Source organism: Gracilibacillus saliphilus (genome assembly GCF_010994085.1).
Classification (GTDB): domain Bacteria; phylum Bacillota; class Bacilli; order Bacillales; family Amphibacillaceae; genus Gracilibacillus; species Gracilibacillus lacisalsi.
Map to the genome: position 1 here is coordinate 16,961 of NZ_WJEB01000035.1, position 15,853 is coordinate 32,813.

A 15,853-nucleotide genomic window follows, 5' to 3' on the forward strand; every position below is an offset into this window, starting at 1 on the left:
TCTATAATGCAACTTTTTGTTTTAATTGATTGGAGCGATAACACGCTTTCACTACCTCTAAGGTCTTTAATCCATCTTCTCCAGTTATGAATGGTTTTCTTTGTTGTTGTACACAATCAATAAAATCATTAATTAAACCTTCATCCATATCATCTGTATAAACAATTTCTTCAACTCTCTGATTTATATCATTGTAGTAAGTTACATGCTGTTTCAATGCATCGACTTTTAGCGACCCATTTTCACCAAAAAATTCTAATGTAACATCACCCCATGTCGGAAATGTCTTAGGACGCGACCAACTTGGATCAATTGTTACAACAACGCCTGACTCTAATGTTAATATTACTTGCCCACAATCCTCTACAGGAATATCATAAAATCTCGTATCAAATGCTGCATATACATCATTTACTTCGTCGTGTAGTATCCACCGTAATACATCGACAATATGAACAATATGGTCTGTTGCACATCCTCCACCTGACAATGTAGGATCGACAAACCAGCCTCCAGGCATTTGTCCATGATTCGTTGTACGAATTGCCAGTATATCTCCAATCCTCTTTTCTCTAATAATTTGCTTCATTTCTTGGATAGTTGGTGCAAATCGAACAGGGAAGGCGACTTGCAAAATGACATCATTGTTTTTACAAGCTGCCATCATTTCCTGAGCATCTTCCACCTCTGTGGCAATTGGCTTCTCACATAAGATATGTTTCTTTGCATTTGCTGCTAAGATTACATGCTGTTTATGATGAACATTCTCTGAACAGATTATGACTGCATCAATATCTGTTTCTAACATTTGATCTAAATCGTCATAATACGTTGCTTGATATTTATTGGCCATTTCATGCCCACGTTGCCTGTCATTATCCCATATACACGTAAGTTCACTGTGGCTATTCTTTTGTAATGCACTCGCATAGCTAAGTGCATGCATATGGGCAAAGCTTATTATCCCTATTTTCATCATTGACATCCTCCAGTGTTCGTCATTGGTTCATCTTGTTCAATCGATTGATTTATAGCATCGATTACCTGTATGGTCTTGTTTATTTCTTCGGCATTAGAAAATACTTGTTCTCCTTGCACAAAACAATGATACGCATCCTGTAATTGCCTGTGTAAGATGGATTTTCCTAGCGGACGAAATACTTGTTCCTCACCATTATTCATGGTTAATTTAATGGGCGTTGTATCTTCCTCACTATAAGAAAGCATTCCCGCCACTCCTGTTAATTCAATGGTAAGCTCTCCCTTGCCAAACCCTCTAGCTAATTCTAATTGTATAAAGCTACCATCCATTAATTGAATTTGGGTAGTAATATATCGGTTATTGATATTTTTAGCATATAATGTTTTTAATGCTCCAAATGTCGCAACGATCCACTGCAGCAAGCTGAATTCTTTATGTGAAAAGGATCTGTATACAGGAAGAAATTGCTGACTCTTTAATGACACATAGTGTACGCCTAACCTGCCTAATTGCTTGTGTTTAATCTGTTCTTGTAAGCTAGTTAATTCAGGAGTACACATCATACTAGTGGCGAATCGAAATAAGGTATTCTCTTTTACAATATTTTTATACTTGTCTATATTGCTATCCACCTCTGTTAGTAAGATAGCAACCTCCGAATTAATTCTTTCTAACACTCCTTCCATTAGCTCTTCCGATACACATAAATCAACTAAGTCAATATCGTTTACTAGATGAAAAAGAGAAATGTCTTCTTGTGACTCTATTACAACTGTTTCTACATCAATTGTCGGCACTGTCGACCAATATTCTAAATGCATAGCTACATTCTGTGCACTTCCAATTAAACCTACTTTCATTAGACTTTGCCTCCACTCTCTGTGACATGAAACGTCATCAGCTCATAAGGTTTTAACTTTTTATTTACGACACCTACATCAGCACCTGTTCCAATAGATTTCTCTAATAAATTCGTTTCCTTATAAACGGCATTATCTTTTATGTTCAACTCAATTGGTGTCTCATTTCCTTCTGATTCATATAGCCTTACAATTAATCCTGTACCGTTCTCAGCTAATTTAATTGTATCTAATACAACACTCTCCCCCTTTATTTCTACAAATGAATGTACGGATTCAAGTATTCCATTATGAGTCTCTGCTTTTACTATTGGATCCTTCGTGTTTCTTTCATGTCCTTTACGAACAGTATTTGCCCTCCTCCAATCACCTGTATGCGGATACAAGGAATAAACAAATTCATGTGTCTGTATATCCGCAGTTTCGTCAGGCCATTTTGGCGCACGTAACAGGGATAAACGCATGGTTCGCCCTTTAATGTCATAGCCGTATTTACTATCATTTAGTAGACTAACACCATAGTTACCTTCAGATAAGTCTGCCCATTTCTGTCCACACACTTCAAATTGCGCTTGTTCCCAAGACGTATTATTGTGTGTCGGACGTTGAATTGTTCCAAAAGGAATTTCATATGTTGCATGAGATGATAATATATTTACAGGGAATGCAACCTTCAATAATTTATGCTTTTCTTTCCAATCTACCTCTGTATGGAAATTAATTAATTTAGATGTATGATCGAATACTATTCGTTGGTGGATAACAGAGTCATTGACCTCCCACTTGAAAGTCAGCTGGTCACTCAATGTTCCTGTATAATTAACCTTTGCTTCGATTAATTTCATACTGTCTACTCTCTGATTTGCAAAATTAGGATCAATATCCCAAGCATCCCAATCAGTTGGTAAATCTTCAAATAATTGAAATTCATTTGCAATTTGTCCTTCTTCAATTATTTCTCTTTTTGCTTCTTTGTCATACAATCTAGTAATAAAACCATTTTCATTAAAAGTGATGTTATAATTTACAGTCTCCCAATCTCTTATAAAATCACTTGTTTCTACTAGGGAATTTGTTTCCACATCTTTTAACCAGACTGTTTTAAAACCAAATTGCGGGATAGTTGGTATAAGTGCTTGAATCTCCACATCCCTATCATTTACTTTAATATAGTCTGTCTTGTATGGGTTACCATGTTCATCCACGACAGCTTTCATTAACAACTCTTTATTACCTCTAAGTGTGAAAGTCCTGTCACGCTTCCATCCTAGACTATTAAATAAAACATACGGTGCACCAGGACCTTCCGTATTAATAGAAGATACAATGTTGTTTATTGCATCTTGACGTATCATCTCACCCTCTGTTAGCACCTTTTCATATTGTTCCTGTGAAAGTTCATAAACTGGTTCAATCGCTGTACCTGGTACGATATCATGGAATTGATTTAACAAGATTAACTTCCATAACTCATTTATTTGTTTCTTTGGATAAGAATAATTTAAATACATGTATGCGAAAGAATGCCAGATTTCAATGTTTCGAAACAACTGCTCAACCATTCGATTATATTTTTTTGTTTTTGCATGTGTGGTATATGTTCCACGATGTAATTCGAGATATAGGTCGCCATACCATTTTGGTAAATGAGGATTGTTGTGATTGACACGATCAAAGAAGTCATGAACCTTACTGAACTTCACATCAGGTAATCCTGGCAATGCTTCTGAGCGTTTCAATGATTCAATCATTTCACGGGTTACACCGCCACCACCATCGCCATAACCATAGACGAGCATCCGTTCATTATATTCTTTCTTCTGATTGAAATCATCCCAAGTTTGTTTAATATCTTTTGGTGTGGTTTGTTGTCCCAAAATAGTATGCAAATAAGATAAAATCTTTGTTCCGTCTATGCCTTCCCAATGAAATAAGTCATATGGAAAACGATTAGTGTCGTTCCAATTTAATTTTGTTGTCATAAAGTAATCTATTTCCGCTTTTTTCAATATTTGTGGTAATGATGCGCAATAGCCAAACGTATCAGGCAACCATTCTACTCTTGGTTTTTGTCCAAATTCTTTCTCGAAATAATTTTTACCAAAAAGTAATTGCCTCACTAATGATTCTCCAGAAGGGATATTTAAATCTGGTTCTACCCACATCCCTCCAACAATTTCCATACGTCCTTCTACAACTAGCTTTTTCACTCTTTCAAATATCTTTGGATGATATTTTTTCACGTATTCAAATAATTGTGGCTGGCTTTGCGCATATTCAAACTCTTCATACTCTTCTAAAAGTGTACTTGCTGTCGAAAAAGTACGAGAAGCTTTTCTAATGGTTTCTTTTAATGGCCATAACCATGCAATATCAATATGGGATTGACCAATTGCTTTCATCGTTCCTTCTCTATAACCTGACAATTTCTTTAGTGTCATGAGGATTTTTTCTTCTTGTTGTTGAATAAATGAACCGTCAACTGCGTCAATATCTTCTATAATTCGAAAAGCATCAGCAACTTCATTTAACGATTCGTATAGAACATTTGCGGCTGTCGATTCTTTTTTTATTAAATCTAATGTTTGAGTTGCTGTTTCGAGTGTATATAAGAGCGACTCTACTTCCTTACGTACTTTCACTATTTTGCTGGTTACTAGATATATAGGTGGTGGATTTGTCTCTGCGTTTGCCACTTGGTTAAATCCGCGTAAATTGTCTTCAGGAATTCCTACAGGATTAAATAATTCAAGATTAATCTGTAAGGATGTCTCATTAATTAAATATAAAGGTAATTTATAAAAGGAACGGTTACGGTCGAATCCTTGTAATGGTTGATCATTGATCACTAATAAAGCTTCATAATGTGAAAACTGTCCACCAGAGCCAGATGTATTAAATAAAATACCAATAGACTCGTCTTTATCTCTAGGTGGTAAGGAGACATTTGCTTTTAAGAAGGCTGTCTCACCCGAATCAATCAGGTGATCACCCACTTTCAATTCCTTATGACGCAGGAAATGATATGTATCAGGATCTTCATAATTATATATTTGTGCATCCCATTTATTAATGGAAACTAAATCACCATACTGAAAGTTTCTAAGCTGTCGAATTAACCGAAATATTCTTTGCATTTCCATCCCCCATTTATTCAATAATTAATTCTTTTTCTATTAATCGATCTGGAGAATCACCAATCATAAGTAAAACCGTACCTTTCTCTACCTCTTGTTTCATGTGCAAATTCCATATAGACAAGTCTTCTTCCTGCAACGTTAATGTAATAGTTTTTGATTCACCTGCTTGTAACCAGACTTTCCGAAAATCTTTTAGTTCTTTGATACGTTGTGTCACAGATGATTGAAGATCTTTCATATATAATTGCATAACAACATTACCATCATATGGACCTTGATTTGTAACTTGAACAGGTATCCTCACTTCTTCTGCTTGACTTAAGCACTCTTGTGTAATACGTGCAGTTTCGACTGATGTGAATTGATAATGAAACGTCGAGTAAGAGAGTCCGTAACCGAAGGAGTACATCGCTTCTCCTAAACCATCATAGTATTCTCTTTTTCCACCACTATCTTTATAATTGTAATAAACAGGTAATTGTCCTGAATGAAAAGGAATGGAAATAGGTAATCTCCCACTTGGATTCACTTCACCAAAGATGACTTCGGCAATTGCCTTACCTCCTTGTTGTCCTGGATACCATCCGATCAAAATGGCATCTAAATACTGTTCAATATGTGAAATACTATGAGGTCTTCCTTGAATAAAAACCCCGATAATGGGTGTACCTATACATGCTAATTCTTTTACTAATTCCTCCTGCACGCCACCTAAATCAAGGTCTAACACGTCAATATTTTCACCACTATCCATCTCTGCTTTGCCTACATTCATTACTGCTCCGTTATTATGAAATGCCATCCCAAACTCTCTCGCACTAGAGCCACCTAGCGCAACTATAATTACATCTGATTTTCTTGCAATTTCTTTGGCATACTCAAAACCTGATGTATCTGTAGAACGAATATCACAGCCTTTCGCATAGAAGACATCACAATCCTTTCCAACAGTCTGAGCGATTCCATCTTTAATCGTAACAACTGCACCTTCTCTTTGTGGCGGTGTATAGTCCCCAAGCATGTTATAAACACTATCAGCATTTGGTCCGATAACCGAAATCGCTTTCTTATCTTTGTTTAAAGGTAAAATGTTTCCCCTGTTCTTCAGTAGTGTAATAGATTCTCGCGCTACAGCTAAATTAAGCTCTTTGCCTTCTTCTCTATCTGCAAATGAAGTATCTTCTGTTTTATAATCGTTCGAGAATAAACCTAATAAAAATTTCACGTAAAGTATTCTTCTAACAGCTTGGTCCAGTGTTTCTTCACTTATTATTCCGTTTACTACGGCTGTTTCTATTTGCGTATAAATGTCATCCCATAGGCTTAGATCGACACCTGCTTCTAGTGCAGATTTTGCTGCTAATTCTTTATCATTAGTTAAATGAAGTAATCGCTCTAATGCAACACCATCAGCCATTACAACCCCATTAAATCCGAGCTCTTCTCGCAAGATAGTCGTCAGTAAGAAGTGATTAGCATGACATGGTATACCATCGATTTCGTTATATGCTGCCATACAAGCTAAGGCACCAGATTGAATACCCGCTTTCATTGCAGGAATATGTATCTCTCTTAATTCTCGTTCACCAATTAAAGCAGGTCCTGCATTATGGCCACCTGTTGCTGATCCCTGAGCAGCAAAATGTTTTAATACTGCAAGCACTTCTGTTGTATCACTTTCTCCCCCTTGCATCCCTTTGACAACAGCTTCTGTCATTTTTGATGCTAGATAAGGGTCTTCACTAAAACATTCTTCTGTTCTTCCCCATCTAGGATCTCGTGCAATATCTAATGTGGAAACTAAGCCAAGATGTACGCCTTTTTCACTTAATTCTTTTGCAACATATTGAGATGCCTTTCGCTGTAATACTGGATTCCATGTCGCACCAGATCCAATATGTGTTGGAAAAATCGTACTATCTAACGCTTGATGACCATGTGGACATTCTTCCGAAAACAAAGCAGGTATGCCTAACCTTGTGTTTTCTTTCAAATATTGTTGGACTAAATTTGTCACTTGTTTACTATCTTCCAATGGAATACCATTACCAAAATGTACACCAGACCATGGATCTGCACGAAATAACCCGTAAAGGGCACCAATCCCTTGAAATTCTTCTACATGTTTTTTAAAAATATCTGTTAATTCATATTTACTTCCGTTTTTTTTATATACTTGCCATCCATATAATTTTTGGTTCAATTGTCCAACCTTTTCTTTCAAGGTCATTTGTTTCAATAATTGTTCTACTTGTTGTGTTATCAATGCTCATCACCTCTTTACAAGCTCAGTTACCTTTTCACTAATTTAAATACGTAGGCGATTGGAACCTCCTCTTCATTTACATGTGGTACATGAATTTGCAGTCCTTGTTCTTTGTATTCAAATGTCAATTGCTGATTCACACCTAACCATTCAACACGTGCAATTTCTTCAGATATAGGAATAAAAATAGATTCTTCTTGATAAGGCATCTCCTCTTCTTCCAATAAACGAAAACAATAGATTGCATTGTCTTTCTTCGTGAAAGCTAAGTTATTTTGAAAGTATGGTGCAATCATCCGTGTACCATAAATTGCTTCACCGTTTACTTTCATCCATTCACCTAATGATTGTAGAAGTTCCACTGCTTTTCTCGGTAGTCTTCCATCAGGTTGTGGTGGAACATTTAGTGCTAAATTTCCACCTTTAGACACAATTTCAACTAATGTATGAATGATCTCTCGCAATGATTTGTATTCATCTTCAAATTTAAAGGCAAACGAAGTTGCAATCGATATACAACTCTCCCATGGTACATGAATGGGGTGTTCTGGTATTGTTTGTTCTGGTGTAATATAATTTTCATATAATCCACCAACTGTTCGATCCGCAGTCAATAACCATGGTTGATGTTTGCGTGCCTTTTCTACTACTTCTCCTAACCGAATATCTTGATTGCGCTTACCAACCCAACCTGCATCTAACCAAAGGATATCTATCCTTCCATATTTCGTCATAAGCTCCATTATTTGATTATGTGTGAAGGAAATAAATTTATCCCACAACCAAGGGAATTGTTCTGGATCGTATGATGGGCCACGCCACATATTACTGCCTCTTTCCATACCAGGTGCCCAATAATAGGGGGTATGCCAGTCTGCTTTGGAGAAATAAGCGGCAATTGCGATTCCTTTATCTCTGAATGCATCAAATACATTTCTCGTGATATCAGCATATTTATGCAAGTGAAACGGACAGGCTTTGCCAGTAATTTTGTATTCTGTCTCATTGGTATCCCACATGGAAAAACCATCATGATGTTTTGTGGTGAAAATTAAATATTTAAACCCTGCATGATGAGCAAGTTCTGCCCATTTTTCTGGTTGGAAGCGAATGGGATTAAATGTCTTGTTTAAATCAAAATATTCTCTTTTGAAATCTTCCATATCTTCTGTCCAATCGACCTCATCTCGAGACCAATCACCATCATCATCACTTAATGCCCAGGATTCAACTAACCCTATTTGTGAATACGGTCCCCAGTGCATCATCAATGCTAACTTTTGATCTTTAAACCATTCTAAGCGTTCCATTAATATGTCTTCTTTTGGTTCAATCCAATTTTTTTCAGATAAATAATTATGCACACCTTGATCTACTAACTTTTCTTCACTCACAAACCCTTACCCCCTTTGTTATCCTCAAATGTACATAAAGGGCTACCTGCAACAATCCAACCGATTCTACTAAGTACAAATTCACTAAACATGGAATTTGCCCATGAAAACCATGGTCTAGTAAATTGAGTTGGGTCATCTACATGAAAGCCTTCATGCATTAAATTCAACCCTGCATCTGTTTGCTTAAATAGTTCTATGATGTATTGCTTTTCTTCCTCGTGAATTGCAGTTAGTCCTTGAATCGCTAGAGAAATGTGCCATATATATTGATCTGGTGTGTGAGGACTTCCTATTCCTTTTGCCACTTTTCCTTCAAAATAATATGGATTCTCTTCACTAAAAATAAATCTTCTTGTGTTTACATAAATTGGATCGTCAAAAGAACAATAACCTAAATATGGCATGGACAATAAGCTTGGTACATTCGCATCGTCCATCATCACATAGTTACCTATTCCGTCTGTTTCATATGCATAAATTTCTCCATAGGTTGGATGATTGACAATACCATATTGTTTAATTCCACTTTCTATTTCCATTGCTAATTGCGAAGCCTCTTCAACAATAGCACTATCATGTAAAATACTTTTAGCAATTTCTGTTATTTGTCGTAATGATACAACGGCAAACATATTCGCTGGTATTAAATAGCCATATTGACATGCGTCATCACTAGGTCTAAATCCACTCCAGGTCATCCCTGTATAACCAACAGGTGCACCATATCCGTCATTTGATAATGTATCTTGTTCTGGACAATTATCACGAACGAAGTGATAGTTAGACTGCTGATGATTTTGCTCTGTTCTCCATACATGTAAAATATTTGATACTGCTTCTACAAATGAGTCGTCAAAATGAGTCGTGTCCCCTGTCGCTTTCCAGTAAAGATATGCTAACTGGATTGGATAACATAATGAATCAATCTCGTATTTTCTCTCCCATATCCAATCTGTCATTTCGGTTTGATCGTTATGATATCTCATTCCATTTGCTGTTTCGTTAAATGCATTTGCATATGGGTCGTGATTGATGAAAAAAAATTGCTTTTGGATAACCCCTTTTATCATTTTAGCGATACCTTGATCTTGTTCTGCTAACAATAAATATGGTCGCACTTGTGCAGCAGAATCGCGTAACCACATTGCTGGTATATCCCCAGTTATGACAAATGTTGTCCCATCTACTTGAGGGCGAATGGTTGTTTTATACGTATTGATAAATGTCTGTTCAAACATTTCCATTAACTTTGGATCATCTTGGAAATGTTGCTTTACTTTCTCTATAAATTGCTTTATTGTCGGTGTAAGCTCTTGTGCCATTATCGTTCACTACTTTCTTCTAGGAATAATTCCGATTGATTTAATCTCGAATTGCTTTACATATACCTGCATGTTATCGATACATTCATTGACTTTTTCCTCAAGTACATTACTTTCATAAATTGTTGCTATGTTCTCCTGTTCTTTAATTTCAATAGATGATTCTTTATTGGTCATATTAAAAAAGCGAATCATAATGTCCTCTTTATTAGCCGCAACTTTAAGTGATGTTTGCACAAGATTGTCTTTTGCTTGATAAGATAGATATTGATGTTTACTAGCAACTTCTCCATCTTGTACAGCAATTTGCAATGTAGACCATGGAACGAGATATTGGTATGCTTGTTGATAAACCTGTTCGTTAGTTGTACCACCCAAGTGTGGATAAATTTTAAATGAAGCTTTCTGTTGACCTTGACACTGTGCCTCTGGTGTAGGAAAATATCCCCAGTCACCTAACTCTCCTATTGCTCGAAGTAATGTAATCGCAATAGTATTCGCTTCATCTCTTAACACTTCATATTCATTTAATCCCTTGTTGGCAATCGTTATCCCTTTTTTTGAATCATACATACTAACAAAAGCTTGTTGATGCTGAGAATAATCTGGATTTGTCCATTCATCAGCTGGCCTGTTGTTACGTTCGGCTACTTCAAAAATCGCGTCTGCATAATGAACATCTGATTGAATATTTGTGGGGAACAACACACGTAAACGATGATCTTTTGCATCATTATCATAAACAACATCTACATTTACACCTGTACTATGCTTCTCTAAACTTACTTTTGTTTGCATGGTAAATAATACTGTTTTCGTAGATCGCTTTGCTTTACGAGATGTAAACCAAACCAACTGTTTTTGCTCTTTTTCTAATAATGCTTCTGCACTTTCTGGTATTTCAAATTGATGGGTAATCATGTATGTTGCGCGAAAAGATGAATTTTCAATTAATTGAATCTGTGCAGTTTCATTTTCTGTCGTTATCGGTGAATCATCATTCGCTTCTTTGTACATATATTCATTACCAATGTCACCTGTATTTTCGTAAATTAATAGATTAGAAAAAGTTCGACCTGTGTTTTTATCTATGATTGTTAAAGAACCATTTGTATTAATTTCCACTCTTACCTGTTTATTTTCTAGTGTATTTTTAGACGAAGCTATCAGTTGTTTTTTCTTCTCCTTTTTCGTAGCCTTCACTAATGCGAATGTAGAATGACTGAATAAAGGGATATCCTTTGCTTCAAATGAAACCTTTGCTCTTTTCGCTAAATAAGGCTGTCTGAATTGATGCTTCGGTAAATCATAATCAAATACTACTGCCATATCTTCTAAGTGATAGTCATATTCATTCCCATCTGCATCAACTAAAATATAGTGATCTAAATCAAAAGATTCTACAGATTGACGGTTGACACCACCTGCAAAGTAAGCGCGCATAAAATCTATTTCCACCGTTACTACACCTGTTCTCTTTAGACCTGTTGTGTTAAACACAACAAATGGAATAGGTTCTTTTCCGTATTTATTAAATATTGTTGTATCAATTTTGGCTCCTAGCTTCTTCATTGTCGCTTGTTTATAGCTTTCGGCCATATACTTGCTTTTTTCAAATCGTGTAACCATTTCCCGATGAACTTCATCAACACTGCAACCACAAATACTATCATGAGGATGATTTTGCATTAATGTTTTCCATGCATATTCCAAAATATCTTTGTCATCATCTTCTCCTAATAAATAAGAAAATGTGGCTAACGGCTCTACTTCCTTTTCTAGTAATGTCTGTACTTCTTGGTTCATTTGTTTTAGATAAACACGTGACGATGCAGTATTAACTAAAGTCCCCCATCCATCTGTATGCTGACTTCTTAGCTCTCCTTTTACTTCCTTTAATTCTTGTACTGTTAATTGTTCATCTAAAGCTTGTATATATTGATTAAAATTCGAATGAATAAATTCATAATCTGGATACAACCCTTCAGCTGTTTGAATTGCAGCTGATAAATTAGTTTGTATTGGCTGATGGTCACAGCCATTAAGCATCAATAAATGATCTGATGCTGCATATCTTTCCATTGCTTCAATATGACCATCCCAATATTTCTTAGCAGCTTCTTTATCCTCAGGTATTTCATTACCATTACAATACCAATTAGCAAATAATATACCCGTTACTTCTGAACCATTAGGTGCTTGCCATCTCATTTCTGAATATGGAGATTCATAACTATCTGCTTCACTTACTAAATTATTAAATCCCGTTGCCTTTACACCACGGCCAAATGCCGCATGCTTTATTCCTGCCTGATGGAGAATTTGTGGTGCTTGCCCCATATTGCCAAAGGAGTCAGGGAAATAACCAACCCTGGATATATTTCCCCATTTCCTCGCGTCGTTTATCCCGTATTGTAAATTACGAATATTTGATTCACTACTTGTTAAGAATTCATCTTGCAGCACATACCATGGTCCGACATGAATTCTTCCTTCATCAATAAACTGCTTTATTTTATCTTTCATGTCAGGTCTTACTTCAAGATAATCGTCTAGAATAATAGTTTGCCCATCTAAATGGAAGCTCTTAAATTTTGGATCTTTTTCCAGTGTATCAAGTAATTGATCCATAAATTCTATTAATAAATAGTGGTGCTTTTCATATGGCAAATACCATTCTCGATCCCAGTGTGTATGTGAAATAATATGAATTGTTTTCTTTTTTCCATTCACTATAAAACTCCCCCATGCTTGCAATTAAAATTTGATTCGAATTGTTTTAATTTCGTATGGTTTCACAAATAGGTCTACAGTGTTCGTTTTTTGTTCATCTGTTATAGGATTTTCCATTAAATCACATTCTGTCCATGAAGTAATTTGTTTATTGCAAGTCAGAGATATATTCCCCCTTCTCCCATGGAATTCATGTAACCTCACAATAATGGACTCCTCATCCTCTGCTTTTTTTACCGCATCGATTTCGATATGATCTTCATTCATTTTTATAAATGATTCATCACTACCCTTAAATGTACCTTTGGTTACACGTAAAGGTGCATTTAAGTTATAAGCTAATGAATGGACTTTCGCTTCCCGCCAATCATTCATATGTGGTAACAATGCATAAGTAAAAGTATGTTCTTCTAAATCAGCTTCCGGATCTGGATATACCGGTGATTTAAGTAACGACAATCGCATGGTACCATCTTTGATGTCATAGCCGTATTTACTATCATTTAGTAAACTGACTCCATACCCTGCTTCAGATATATCTGCCCACTTATGTCCAACTGTTTCAAAACGCGCATAATCCCAACTTGTATTCCAATGTGTCGGTCGAGTTACATTGCCATATTGAATATCATAGGTAGCTTCTGTTGCACGAATATCCACCGGAAAAGCAACTTTTAGTAAACGCTGTCTTTCTTTCCAATCAACATACGTTTTAAAATCAATTCTAGGATTATCTGCATACAGTATCATATCTTGCTTAATGGTCGACTTTCCATAACGCCATTCAAAATGAACGGTCATAAAAATATCGCCACTTTCAGTACAGTCCACACTTATTAATTCTTGAACATGCTCTATTTTCTCCTGATAAAAAATATCAATATCCCATGCATCGAACATTAATGGCTTATCTTCAAAAATCTGCAAGTCATTGCCTACTTGACCTTGTTGTAATAATTCTCGATTTGCTTTTTTATCCCAAATACTTGTTAATTGTCCATTCGTATTCCAACTAATTGTATAAAATGGTGAATCAATTATATTGGTACCTTTTTTAAATACAGAAGGTTGTCGTTCCTTGATATGTTCTTCACGACTAATCGACTTAGTACCCAATGCAGGAATATCTGTCACATAAACAACCACCCCGTCATCTGTAGCTTGTGATTTTAAGAGGTGTCCTGCATGATCTCTCCATTTTCCATCCACTTCATTAGGAATAAATGCCCAATCATCACGCTGCCATGAGGAACTATTTATGATAGTGTAGGAGTTACTTTCTGTTTCCGCTATACAAAGTTTTAATGCTTGATTAATTGTTTGTTCCACCATACGTTCTGCTTCTTCATATTCAACTTTTGCATCCTCATACACTTCTTTAATAGAAGAACCTGGAATGATATCGTGAAATTGATTTCTTAAAATTATTTTCCAACCTTCTTTTAACTGATTTCCTGGATAATTCGAAAACCCTTCTTCAATTGCTGCCAAGCTATTCAACCATTCACTTTCGCGATATGCTAATTCCAGTTTGCGATTGTTTTTCTTCATAAATGCTTGTGATGTATAAGTTCCTCGATGAAATTCTAAATATAACTCGCCATCCCATGTGTGTACATATTCTTCTGTATTCGCAATTGTATTTCTTAATTTCTTAAAATAATCACTAACTGTAGATGGTTTTGTTTTTGGAAGTGCTGGTAATTGATCCATTCGCTTTCGTACTTCTAACATGTCTCTATTTACACCACCTCCACCATCACCGTAACCATATGCGAGTAATAAATCCGTATTCACATTCTTATCTTTATATGCTTCCCATGAATCTAGTAATATATTTGGTTGCATATAACCGTTATACGTATAGTAAGTAGATTCAGGCCATGGTTCTGTTGTTGTAATAAAATGTGTTAATATCTCACTACCATCTATTCCCTTCCAAAAGAAAGTATCGTGTGGCATGCGATTAAATTGATTCCAACTAATTTTCGTGGTCATAAATGAGGTGAAACCAGATTTTTTTAATATTTGTGGCAATGCCCAGCTATAGCCAAATACGTCTGGTAGCCATAACACTTCATTCTCTTTATTAAATTCTTCTTTAAAGAACCTAGTTCCTAAAAGTAACTGACGTACTAATGACTCTCCTGATGGAATGTTACAATCCGCTTCTACCCACATACCACCTTCAACTTCCCATTGACCTTCACTCACTTTACGTTTAATATTTTGATAAATTTCGGGATAGTCATTCTTTACATATTCATAAAGCTGTGGCTGACTTTGTAAGAATAAATAGTCTGGATACTGTTCCATTAAGCGAAGAACCGTGCTAAACGATCTAGCAGACTTCTCTCTCGTATGTTTCAATCGCCACAACCATGCAACATCAATATGCGTATGGCCAATACAATGGAAAATTACATCACTATGTTTTTCTAATTGTTTTAAGTTATCAGATAAATAGTCACTCGCTTCATAGACAGACTGATAGAAAGAGTCAGAACCTGGAGTTAACCAGTCTATTTTATTGATTGCTTTATTTAATACTTGTGTTAACTGTTGCTTTTCTGTTTGTGTCTCAGCAAGATGTTGTAACGTCTCTAACATCACCTTCGCATCAAAGTAGAAACCATCTACTATTTCATCTAAACAGGCGATACTTGCATGTTTAAATCGATAATGTTGTTCTTGTGGTTTTCCTCCACCTTCTAACCCTGACCATAAGCGTAAATCAAATTTGACTTTTTCACCTATATTGTTAGATGGTAAAAAAACTTCTTTATGATTAGAATCCACACCTTGATATGGATGATTATTCAAAAATAATAATGATTCGAAGCCTGAATTGTTACCAGCACCTGTATCTCCAAAATCAAATCTTGCAACAATTTTTTTGTCTTGCCAATCTTTTGGAATATGTACTTCATTTGTTAGCCATACATATAAATCTCGACCTGACCAATGATCACCTAGTTTAATCTTTGTGCTTTCTTCACTCGTATTTGGTGGATATCTACCTATTTCTGCTTCATGATCAATGGTATATACCCATTCATCTAATGTTATTACCTCTCTGTACCTAAACTTTTCGATTTCTTGTATTCTTGCATTTAATTTCTTTTCTGTTAAAAACATAGTAAATTCTCCTTA

The 15,853-nt window shown here is 35.7% G+C and carries 8 protein-coding genes; all 8 read right to left on the bottom strand.

Going from position 1 to position 15,853, the window contains the following annotated elements:
- Position 1: 1 nt before the first annotated feature.
- A complete protein-coding gene (locus GHT08_RS17960; protein ID WP_163582835.1) occupies positions 2-976 on the bottom strand; it encodes a Gfo/Idh/MocA family protein in 975 nt (324 codons plus the stop codon).
- On the bottom strand, positions 976-1,842 hold the full coding sequence (locus GHT08_RS17965) for a hypothetical protein (RefSeq protein ID WP_163582798.1): 867 nt from the start codon (positions 1,840-1,842) through the stop codon (positions 976-978). The genes GHT08_RS17960 and GHT08_RS17965 overlap by 1 nt, the downstream gene beginning before the upstream one ends.
- Positions 1,842-4,979 (bottom strand): alpha-mannosidase, encoded by a 3,138-nt coding sequence (locus tag GHT08_RS17970; protein WP_163582799.1) that lies wholly within the window; start codon positions 4,977-4,979, stop codon positions 1,842-1,844. Before GHT08_RS17970 ends, GHT08_RS17965 begins: the two co-directional genes overlap by 1 nt.
- A gap of 13 nt (positions 4,980-4,992) precedes the next feature.
- On the bottom strand, positions 4,993-7,212 hold the full coding sequence (locus tag GHT08_RS17975; RefSeq protein ID WP_163582836.1) for a glycoside hydrolase family 3 N-terminal domain-containing protein: 2,220 nt from the start codon (positions 7,210-7,212) through the stop codon (positions 4,993-4,995).
- A 62-nt stretch (positions 7,213-7,274) separates the two neighbouring features.
- On the bottom strand, positions 7,275-8,642 hold the full coding sequence (locus GHT08_RS17980; protein ID WP_163582800.1) for an alpha-L-fucosidase: 1,368 nt from the start codon (positions 8,640-8,642) through the stop codon (positions 7,275-7,277).
- The gene (locus GHT08_RS17985; protein WP_163582801.1) at positions 8,639-9,967 is read right to left on the bottom strand and encodes a glycoside hydrolase family 125 protein; all 1,329 of its coding nucleotides are present in this window, start codon (positions 9,965-9,967) and stop codon (positions 8,639-8,641) included. Before GHT08_RS17985 ends, GHT08_RS17980 begins: the two co-directional genes overlap by 4 nt.
- Before the next feature lie 9 nt (positions 9,968-9,976).
- The gene (locus GHT08_RS17990) at positions 9,977-12,700 is read right to left on the bottom strand and encodes an alpha-mannosidase (RefSeq protein ID WP_163582802.1); all 2,724 of its coding nucleotides are present in this window, start codon (positions 12,698-12,700) and stop codon (positions 9,977-9,979) included.
- Between the two features lie 24 nt (positions 12,701-12,724).
- Complete coding sequence (locus tag GHT08_RS17995) at positions 12,725-15,838, bottom strand: alpha-mannosidase (RefSeq protein ID WP_163582803.1); 3,114 nt, start codon at positions 15,836-15,838, stop codon at positions 12,725-12,727.
- Positions 15,839-15,853: the final 15 nt, after the last annotated feature.

Bases quoted from the DNA above. Each gene is read 5' to 3' on its own strand.
- GHT08_RS17960 (WP_163582835.1), bottom strand. From the start codon at position 976: ATGAAAATAGGGATAATAAGCTTTGCCCATATGCATGCACTTAGCTAT.
- GHT08_RS17965 (WP_163582798.1), bottom strand. From the start codon at position 1,842: ATGAAAGTAGGTTTAATTGGAAGTGCACAGAATGTAGCTATGCATTTA.
- GHT08_RS17970 (WP_163582799.1), bottom strand. From the start codon at position 4,979: ATGCAAAGAATATTTCGGTTAATTCGACAGCTTAGAAACTTTCAGTAT.
- GHT08_RS17975 (WP_163582836.1), bottom strand. From the start codon at position 7,212: ATGACCTTGAAAGAAAAGGTTGGACAATTGAACCAAAAATTATATGGA.
- GHT08_RS17985 (WP_163582801.1), bottom strand. From the start codon at position 9,967: ATGGCACAAGAGCTTACACCGACAATAAAGCAATTTATAGAGAAAGTA.
- GHT08_RS17995 (WP_163582803.1), bottom strand. From the start codon at position 15,838: ATGTTTTTAACAGAAAAGAAATTAAATGCAAGAATACAAGAAATCGAA.